The sequence below is a fragment of the uncultured Zhongshania sp. genome, assembly GCF_963975605.1.
Classification (GTDB): domain Bacteria; phylum Pseudomonadota; class Gammaproteobacteria; order Pseudomonadales; family Spongiibacteraceae; genus Spongiibacter; species Spongiibacter aquimaris.
This window is the reverse complement of the sequence record NZ_CAXBHN010000039.1, coordinates 1-9,717: the sequence shown is the minus strand read 5'-3', so window position 1 is coordinate 9,717 and position 9,717 is coordinate 1. Positions and strand designations below refer to the sequence as shown.

Annotated in this window: 8 protein-coding genes; 4 read left to right on the top strand and 4 right to left on the bottom strand. The window is 51.5% G+C overall.

Annotation, left to right across the window (positions count from 1 at the left end):
* Positions 1 to 21 precede the first annotated feature (21 nt).
* The 4 genes from AAC007_RS17215 to AAC007_RS17200 all read right to left on the bottom strand — a co-directional run bounded on the left by AAC007_RS17215 (position 22) and on the right by AAC007_RS17200 (position 3,221).
* Positions 22 to 1,131, bottom strand: coding sequence for a cytochrome P450 (locus AAC007_RS17215; RefSeq protein WP_339678458.1), 1,110 nt, complete (start codon positions 1,129 to 1,131; stop codon positions 22 to 24).
* Between the two features lie 550 nt (positions 1,132 to 1,681).
* Positions 1,682 to 2,083, bottom strand: a complete 402-nt coding sequence (locus tag AAC007_RS17210) for a PaaI family thioesterase (RefSeq protein WP_339678455.1) — start codon at positions 2,081 to 2,083, stop codon at positions 1,682 to 1,684.
* Between the two features lie 9 nt (positions 2,084 to 2,092).
* A complete protein-coding gene (locus AAC007_RS17205) occupies positions 2,093 to 2,566 on the bottom strand; it encodes a PaaI family thioesterase (RefSeq protein ID WP_339678452.1) in 474 nt (157 codons plus the stop codon).
* A 145-nt stretch (positions 2,567 to 2,711) separates the two neighbouring features.
* Positions 2,712 to 3,221 carry a MarR family transcriptional regulator gene (locus AAC007_RS17200; RefSeq protein WP_339678449.1) on the bottom strand — a complete coding sequence of 170 codons (510 nt, stop codon included), beginning with the start codon at positions 3,219 to 3,221 and terminating at the stop codon, positions 2,712 to 2,714.
* Positions 3,222 to 3,294: 73 nt separating this feature from the next.
* Between AAC007_RS17200 and AAC007_RS17195 the strand changes: the two genes are divergently transcribed.
* Genes AAC007_RS17195 through AAC007_RS17180 form a run of 4 tightly spaced genes read left to right on the top strand, consistent with a single transcriptional unit; the run spans position 3,295 to position 9,500 of the window.
* On the top strand, positions 3,295 to 4,428 hold the full coding sequence (locus AAC007_RS17195; protein WP_339678446.1) for an efflux RND transporter periplasmic adaptor subunit: 1,134 nt from the start codon (positions 3,295 to 3,297) through the stop codon (positions 4,426 to 4,428).
* On the top strand, positions 4,428 to 7,517 hold the full coding sequence (locus tag AAC007_RS17190) for an efflux RND transporter permease subunit (protein WP_339678444.1): 3,090 nt from the start codon (positions 4,428 to 4,430) through the stop codon (positions 7,515 to 7,517). Before AAC007_RS17195 ends, AAC007_RS17190 begins: the two co-directional genes overlap by 1 nt.
* Positions 7,514 to 8,236 carry a conjugal transfer protein TraF gene (traF, locus tag AAC007_RS17185; RefSeq protein WP_339678441.1) on the top strand — a complete coding sequence of 241 codons (723 nt, stop codon included), beginning with the start codon at positions 7,514 to 7,516 and terminating at the stop codon, positions 8,234 to 8,236. The genes AAC007_RS17190 and traF overlap by 4 nt, the downstream gene beginning before the upstream one ends.
* Before the next feature lie 52 nt (positions 8,237 to 8,288).
* Positions 8,289 to 9,500, top strand: coding sequence for an IS256 family transposase (locus AAC007_RS17180; RefSeq protein WP_339678438.1), 1,212 nt, complete (start codon positions 8,289 to 8,291; stop codon positions 9,498 to 9,500).
* The last annotated feature ends 217 nt before the right edge of the window (positions 9,501 to 9,717 follow it).

Here is a 9,717-nt window from a genome sequence, read left to right as displayed (position 1 = left end):
TGCTGGCGCTATTCTAACGCCTTATTGGGTGTCCGGATTCATTAAGCCACTACAGTGGGTATACTGGGGCACCAGAAGCAGAAGGGTGTTGGCAGGGATGCGGTAACCGCCGAGTTCGCAGTCGCGAATTGTTCTCCGCTGCGCCACCATCGCTGAGGGATGCAGTCGCAGGGTTTCCTTCACCGCCGCGTCGGCCAGTGGCATCTTTTCGAGATCGTCGTAATCCAGAAAGTCCTTGTCGATCGACGCCGCTTCCTCGCGCAAGCGCTGCTGCCACTCGGGATTCTCCCCGAGATGCAGCATCAAGTGACTAAGGGCACTGGTAGTGGTGTCGTGCGCAGCGAAGAGCAGGAAGCTCATGTGCGCGATAATGTCTTCGTCGCTGAAGTATTCACCGTCCTCAGTGGTTTCCCGGGTGAAGTAACTGAAGGTATCGATGCCTTTGCCGCGGCGTCGCTCCTCGATCAACGAACCGAAGAACTCCTGCAAATGGCGCTGGGCCTTTTTACCCCTGGCGTATTTAGTGCCGGGTATTTCCTTGGCGAAAAACCCCAGCAGGCCATTGGCGATGTCCAGGAAGGCATGATTCAAATTGGCGGCGCGATCATCGCCCTTGTCCAGCCCGACAAAAATTGTAGCGGCCACGTCCAACAGGGCCTGTTTTATGGCTGGGAAAAACAGGAAGTCTTCGCGACCGTCCCAGCCTTCCACAGCCTCCTTGAGCATAGGCCCCATAGTGCCGAAGTAGCCGCGCATGGCTTCGGTCTTGAACGCGCTCTGCATAATGCGGCGCTGGAAGCGATGCTCGCCGTGGTCCCGCAGCAGCAGCGCTCCTTTGTAGAAGCGACCCAGAGTGCGCGCGTACCCCATCTCAGCGGAAAAATTCTTATCCTTGTCGAGGTAAACCTCCCCGTAGAGATCCGGCCCGATCAGCAGCACTCCCTTGAGGTACGCCACTCCTAGCCGCGATACTGGCCCGTAGCGGCAATACTGTCGGTCGATGGTGCCGTAAAGATCCGTCACCATCTCGAAGAAGTGCCCTATAACGGGAAGGCCAAAGGAGCCTGGAATGTGTTTCAGGTCGTGGTTGTCCGCGGCCTGCTTGTAGTTGTCCAATTCGGCAACGCTCATAATAGAATTCTTCACCTGTCTGGGGGTGTCGACACGGTTGTGTGGACACATAAAAAATTAGCTGCGGCCCTCTGCTTAAAAATCGCCTTCTGGCCCGCTGAAAGAGAACAGTTCACCGGGTCGTCCTACGAACTTTCCGTTTTCCCGTAATTGGTGACAGCCCAATGATTGGACTTGTGGGTCCAATACAAGCGGGACTTTCGTCCTCAACTGTTGCGCGTACTGCGCAGGATCAACGGTATTATTGGGAACCAGCATGGGAAATGAATTTTGGCCATGCGCTTTTAGCTCGCGCCCCCAAAGTGTTGGCCTTTTCACTTGGGTAATCTAGCAACAGGCACCTCGAAAAAAAATAGAGGCATTTGATCTAAAGATGGATACTTGTGATATGAAGGGTGTGGCGAGATGTGTTTACTCAGTCAGTAAAGATCACGCTTTGTCATGACGACAAAAGCAGTTTTGGTGAACGCTTAGGGCAACTCTTATAAAAATCCTCAATCGGGATTGCAATTGAAGTGGATGCCCCGGACTTTCTGCAGACCATGAGTTACTACTTTCCTGCGAACGTTAATGATGCGATTGCTGTTGGTTCATCCGGAGAGTTTTGCCACACAACAGCGCTGACCGTATGAACACGTTTTCCGCTTCGAACGACAGTGGCGCGGCTAAACAAACTTTTATCACCTAAGGCAGGACGAAGGTAGCTCGTGTTTATAGAAAGCAATGCGCACTCTTTAGTCTTGGCAGAATTTATGACGGCGAGCGTCCCGGTCAGCTCAAGAACACCTGAAACTACGCCTCCGTGCCAGGCACGCAAAAGTGGGTTACCCGTAAAAATATTCTGCCACCGGGTTACGCACTCCGTCTCTGGTATTGAAGTAATTATTTCGGTCCCGTAGTTACGGGCATAAGGCGTTTCTTCAAGAAAATCGATAAGCTTTTGGTTTATCATTCGGCGTGCCTACTGTATTTCCATGCCAAGCACGGGGCCCGGCGTGTCAGATTTAAATATGCCAACAGCGTTGCAGCACATTATTTTTGAATTTACCTGATAAGCCGCCGCACCAACATAGATAAAATCCTCCGCATATTGATAGCAACTAGCTTCGATAACCAAGCCCCGCCCAGGCTCAGGTTTGCGCATGTAATCGATTCTTAGATTCACGGTCGCGATGGCTGCCGGCTTGCCGAGATGAAGCATCACCGCACAGCCGCAGGCGCTATCTATGGCCGTCGCTATTGCGGTTGTATGAAGACTGCCATTTTCTATTGAGTCAGCATGCTTACTCTGAAAAGGAAGATGAATTTTAGCGATATCTCCCTCTATATTCTGGAGCGTCAATCCAAGGTCACGATGCGTACCAATATGCGTGAAGAACATATCAAATAACTTTTCAGTGCTGCCAATACCAGTTTTTCCTTGCTCAAACACCATATTTTCCTCATTTAGATATTTAATAAGGCTCCGGATGCTCGAGGCATGCCTGGCATAGCATCGGCAGCTGCACGCAAGTCACAGCGTAGCGGAAATAATTATTACTAAAAGTTATTGCATCTTCTCTGTCTGCCCGAACCTGCAATCAGGTAAGCTCACGGACGCCGACCATACGTGGCATATACGAACCCATTTCGCTAACCCCATCATTTTCAATCTCTGCCTTACCGATTAAATTTTCGCGGACCTTGGCTAACATAGCGGTAAATTGCTCGCACTGCTTGACACTAAGCCCGCGCAGGGCGTCGGAGTAGAGTCGTATTGATTCTGCACGCATTGGCGCGACCAGCCGATCAAATGCTTTTGTGATGTAGATAAGATTGGCCCGTCTGTCTTCAGGGTGTGGACGTCGCTCAATTAAGCCCTTTTCCTGGAGGCGGTCGACAACTTTGCCCAGCGTGGCCCTGTCCATATCCGCCAATTTCGCAAGATTAGTCTGGGTGTACCCATCTTCCCGATAAAGCTGTGCAAGCACAAACCACTGTGCTCGCGTCAAACCCAAGTGTCTGATTCGCGCATCGAAGGCCCGCCTCATCAGCCGCGCTGCATCGTCTAGCAGGTACCCTAAATTCCACTCCAAGTCCTCTCGCTTCATGGAATAACCTCTGTTTACATATGTTATGTATACTTATAGTATGTACAACGCCTTATTGCAAGAGGGTATTCCATTGCGCCTTATCAGCAAATCGATTTTTCTTGTGTCGCTGCCACTGATCGCCGCTTTTCATAGTGGCAAAGCATTTGCATCGGCAGAGAACGAAATTACTGAGCAAGCACCGCCATCCGAGCACTCTCAACCATCCCAATTCGCCTTACATATCGTCACTACTGAAAACGTTGTAAAACCCATTTTGGCAACCGGTACGATAATGGCTGCAAAATCCAGCAATATTGGCCCCAAGATCGAAGGGACGATTGAGGAAATCTATGTGCGCGTTGGCGATCGAGTGAAAGCTGGCGACGCCTTGTTTCGAACGCGAGACGTCGTACTCAGGTTACAAAAGCAGGAACTCGCTGCTTCATCCGCCCTATACGCGGCCGAATTTCGAAAGGCAAAGATTGAATTTAATCGGGTCTCCAATCTGCGCAACAAGGGAGTAGCTTCAGCAGCGCAATTTGACACCTCGGCCGCCGCTTTAGAAACTGCAAGAGCCCGTGTCGATATTACAAAGTCAAAACTCGCCCAGGTCGAACAGAGTCTTGAAGATGCTATTGCCCGCGCGCCCTACACCGGCGTAATCACCGAACGGTTTGTGGACGAAGGCGTTTTCATCTCAAGCCGAGCCTCTGGCATGGGAAACTCGGCCGTAGTCCAGGTAAAAAAGGCTGATCCTGTCGTAGCCATCTGGAGTATAGCTGCCAAGTACTTACCCGAAATCACGTTAGGCACGAAAGTCGAAATCCGTATCGATGGTATACCGGATGTAATTGAATCTGAGATTCACATTATTAACGACCGAATCGATATAGCCTCTCGGTCGATTGACGCACGTTCAGTTATCACCAATGACGGCTACAAAATCAAACCGGGCCTTTTCGCGCGAGCCGAGATTTTTCCCAAGCCGCACAAAGTCGTTCTCCTCCCCCGCTCTTTATTGCGTGGCCCACCCAACGACCCCTATGTCTTGCTCTACGAAGACGGCAAGGAAAAAAGACGCCATCTAACAATACGTGACCACAACACTGATTCCGTTGAGGTGCTTAGTGGACTGGAGGCCGGCATGCGCGTATTGCCGCGCTCGCACCTTATTGACGTTTCTGACGATGTCGTCATGACCAGACAAGAAGGATTGGGAAACTGATGTGGATTTCCGATCTCTCTATCCGACGACCGGTCTTTGCAACCATGCTAATCGGTGCATTGGTTGTACTGGGATCGATATCGCTATTGCGCTTGGGCGTTAATTTTTTTCCTGAACTGGATATACCCTATGTATCTGTAACCACAGCGCTCAAGGGGGCATCGCCGGAAACTATTGAGACCGAAGTCACTGATGTCATTGAAGAAGCTGTAAACACCATAGCGGGCCTCAAACTCCTCCGTTCTGTAAGCTCAGAAGGACTGTCACAGGTCTTTCTCGAATTTGAGATGGGGGACAACCTCGATGTTAAGGTCCAGGACGTTCGGGACAAGCTTGACGTTGCACGGCGTAACTTGCCCTTAGACATCGAACCACCCATTGTTGAGAAAGTCGACCCTGCATCCGCACCTATTTTGTCCGTCATGATTGCGAGCACAGTGCCAATCAGCGAACTGACTGTGTTTGCAGAAGACACCGTTAAGAATCGCCTCCAACGCGTCACTGGCGTCGGAACTGTAACAGTCGTTGGTGGACGTGAACGGCAAATACGAATTTGGCTAAATGCAGAACGCCTGCGCGCTTATGGTCTAACCGCCGATGAAGTAGTTCAGGCTATAAAGCGAGAACATGTGGACGTACCGGGCGGCCGCATGGAAACCAAGATGAAAGATCGTGAATTCGGCGTTAAAACAAAAGGCGAGGTCGGTTCAATCCGAGAATTCGAAGAGCTCATCATCGCCTTTGACCGCCAAGCGCCTGTAATGCTCGGTGACGTGTCTCGCATCGAGGATGGGCTGGAAGACGAGCGCACCTACGCGGAGCTAGACGGTCGCACCGGTATTTCCCTTGATATTCGCAGGCAATCTGGCACAAACGTCGTCGAAGTCGCCAACGCCGTAAAAGAGGCACTCGATGAGGTGCGGGCTTTAGCGCCAGAGGGAACAACTATCGTCACAGCTCAAGATGCATCTCTCTTCACCGAGGCCGGCATTCGAGACACATTTGCGGACATGATATTTGCCATCGGTCTCGTAGCTATCGTCACCTGGTTCTTTCTCCTCAGTATAGGGGCAACGCTGATTGTCTCTATCGCCATGCCATGTGCTTTAATTGCTACTTTTTTTGCCTTCTATACCGCAGACTTCACCATCAACATGATGACGCTGATTGCCCTCGCCATGGCCATCGGTCTTCTGGTGGACGATGCCATTGTTGTGCTAGAAAGTATTCAGCGGGAAATAGAAGGCGGCATGAGCCCGGCGAACGCAGCCTCCCACGGCGTCGATCGGGTGGGCGGTGCGGTCATTGCAGCGACAGTAGCAATCATGGCGGTTTACGTGCCCATCGCTTTTATGGAAGGGGTGATTGGCCGTTTTTTCCGTGAATATGGATTAACGGTAGTGTTTTCCATTGGAGTGTCGCTGCTCGTGTCGCTCACGCTCACACCTGCGCTGTGTGCTCGAATTTTAAAACCACAAGCGCACAAAGGCGCAATTAGCTCCCTAATCGATCGGGCTCTATCGCGCCTGGAAAACTGGTATAGCCGAATGCTGAGCATTTCCATTCGCTATCGCTATTTTGTGGTCGCGGCCGCGCTGGGTTCCGTGGTGATTGGCGTGCTCGTCGCTCAACGCTTGGCCATCGATTTTATCCCTTCGCTTGACAGGTCAGAGTTCATCGCCGACGTTGAATTGGAGCAAGGCGCAGGCATATCCCAGTCACGAGAGCTTGCGAAGCGCGCTGCCGCTGAGCTCGCAAAAATAAAACACGTTGATAACGTATTCTTCACCGTCGGCGGCAACCAGACCGAGCGGGTGAACGAGATTAGTTATTTTCTCAAACTTGTCCACAAAAAAGATCGCTTATCGGATCAATTTGACGTTATGGCCGAAGCGCGCCAGGTGCTCTACAAGGTTATACCCGAGGCCAAAACGATCTCTGTTTCTGAAATGCCCATCATGACCGGTGGCGGTCTTACGTCCTTTGATATGGAATATGCGTTGACCGGTTCAGATCTGGGGGAGCTTGAACGGATTACCGACGAGGTCATGCGACGTATGCGAGAAACCGGCATTTATGCGGATATACACTCTACGTACAAAATTGGCCGCCCAGAACTACAAATTGATGTCGATCGTGCCAAAGCGGCAGATTTAGGCGTCTCGATCAAAAGCCTTGCCAACAACGCGCGTATTATGCTGGGCGGGATAGAGGTCACTTCCTATGAGGAAAATGGAGAAAGGATCGAGGTGCGCGCCCAGATGGAGGAAGACGACCGCGCTGACATGCGCTGGGTCGAGCTCATTCAATCGCGGGCGTCGGACAGATCGCTCATTGATTTTGCCAATGTGGCCGACCTTCGCTTTGCTTCAGGCCCAGCCCAGATTGAGCGCCAGTCTCGATCCCGAAAAATTGGTATTTTCGCCAACACAAAGCCTGGCGTTGCGCTCGGGACTGCAACAGAGGAGCTAGACCGCATCGTCGCTGAGGTCGGCCTGCCCGAAGGTTATTCCGGCCTATACCTTGGTCAAGCCCGACGCATGCAGGACAGCACAGACGCGATTATTTTCGCCTTCGTTTTAGCCCTCGTGTCGCTTTACATGATCCTGGCGAGCTTATTTAACAGCTTTGTGCAGCCCCTAATTGTCATGGTCACGGCTCCCCTCTCTTTTATAGGCGCTTTCTCAATGCTCTATTTTTTCAATCAACCTTTGAACATTTTTGTTCAGATTGCACTCATTGCGCTCATGGGGCTTGTCATGAAAAATGGCATCCTGCTTGTAGACCTTGCAAATCAGTTCCGCGAGGCAGGGAAAGCGTCGAGGGACGCGGTGTTGAGTGCAGGCCCTCAGCGACTACGGCCAGTACTAATGACTGCTTTGTCCACTGTCTTGGGCATGGTGCCTGTGGCGTTAGCGAATAGCGACGGCTCTGAACTCCGTAATCCAGTCGGTTTTCTTGTCATCGGTGGTATGTCTTCGTCGACAATTCTCACGCTTCTGGTTTTACCAGCCGCCTATGTGATCGCGGACGATGCCGCACGATCGCTAAGAAAATTTAAAAGCGTAGCGCTAAGGAAGCGTGCGTGAAACATCCATTTATCATCCTGGTTACTTGCATCTGGCTAAGTACGCAAGTGCCTGTCGCAATCGCCCAACAGGCGCAATTAGTAGAGGCAGCGTTTTCCCCGTCACTTTTACCGGATAAACAGAGCGATAGCCCGCCATTACTGGGCATTACAGGGCGTGTTCGCATTACTGACAATGACAGATTCCTGAGTGAAGTGCTGGATTTAGCTGAACAAGCAAGAGGGCTCGGTGATCGTTCCGAATCCGGTGTGTTATTACTCGACTTCGAAACCGACTCTCTTATCGCGGAGATGAAAGAGCTGGATGGTCAATTCGCTACGGGTCGAGCTAATTTCGCGGTACTATTTGATGCGCCATTGCTACCAGAAGGTTGGCACCTGTGTGCTTGTGGCCAAGGGCGATTCGCCGGCACCTTTGTCTACGACCCCGAGGACGAACAGCGACTGCAATTGGCAACGATGACCGCGGGTCTCATGCCAGCCGATCTGGAATCCACGATAGAAACCGCCGGTGTAGCGGTAATCGATCTGGCTTTAATGAAACGCTTCAACGTCAACTGGCTAAAGGGTTTCAATTTCGGCGCCAGCTTCAAATACCAATACATTATCGTGCATGAACGAAAACTCCGATTGGTGGAGCACGAAGACGACGATCTTTTCGATCCCAGTCGCGACAGCAACGAGCATCATTTTGGCAATATCGATATAGGGCTAAGGTAGTGTTCAGAATTCTGTGTCATTTCTTTATCCTACGACAAAAAAGGAATGACCCATGCCAAAACCAACACCGACTTTCGATATGGAAGCCGCCATCGCTGCGCTGTGTGAAGGCCAGGACCTCACCGGCAAGGATGGCGTTCTTACCCCTCTGATCAAGCAGCTCACCGAGGCGGCCATGCAGGCCGAGCTCGACAGCCACCTGAGCCAGGAAGAAGCGCCCAACCGCAAAAACGGCAGCTCGTCTAAGACCGTCAAAAGCACCGCTGGTAGCTTCGAGCTCAAGACCCCGCGAGACCGCACTGGCACCTTTGAGCCTCAGCTCGTGAAGAAGCACCAGACTCACCTGACTGATGAGATCGAGCGCAAAATCCTTGCCGTGTTTGCCTTGGGCAACAGCTACCAGGATATTCGCGGCCACATCGAAGACCTGTACGGTATCAGCGTATCAAATGGCACGCTGAATGCCATTACCGACAAGCTGCTGCCAGAACTCCAAGCCTGGAGAGAGCGTGACCTGGACGCAATCTACCCCATCGTATGGCTCGACGCCATTCACTACAAGATCAAAGAGAACGGTCGCTATATCAGTAAGGCCATCTACACCATTCTCGCCCTTAACATCGAAGGCAAGAAGGAACTTCTCGGCCTGTACCTCTCCGATCAGGAAGGCGCTCACCACTGGCTCAGCGTGTTGACTGATCTGTACAATCGAGGCGTCAAAGATATCCTGATCGCCTGCGTAGACGGCCTGAAGGGCTTTCCCGAAGCCATCGAGAGTGTGTACCCCAACACCGAGATCCAGCACTGCATCATTCACCAGATCCGCAACTCGATGAAGTATATCGCCTCAAAGAATCAGAAGGCGTTTATGGCGGACTTGAAGTGCGTTTACAAAGCCGCCACGCTCAATGCTGCCGAGACGGCGCTCGACGATCTAGAGGCGAAGTGGGGCGACAAATACCCAATGGTGATCAAGTCCTGGCGAACTAAATGGCCCACCTTATCAACCTATTTTAAATATCCCGACTACGTGCGAACGGCGATCTACACGACCAATGCCGTGGAAGCGGTACATCGCCAGTTCCGAAAACTAACCAAAACCAAGGGTGGCTTCGCCAATGAAAACAGCTTACTGAAGCTGCTCTACGCCGGTATACTGAAAGCCTCCGAGCGGTGGACGCATCCGATTCAAAACTGGAATTTGACGCTGTCTCAGTTGACTATACACTTCCCGGAGCGACTGGATGACTATATCAGCTTATAGAATCCGCTAGGCTGACACAGAGTTTTGAACACCCTCAGGGCTAACCAAAAAATGGGCTTCATGGGATATCACCGCCGTATTGAGAAATCTCATTCCCGGCGAATTTGATGGTCCACTAACCGACTCCGGGTGGCAGTCCAGGCCTCATCTTGAGCTGCATGCGTGTTGATTTGCATTTAAAACTGACCCACTAACCCCCTATATTTGCATCGAATTT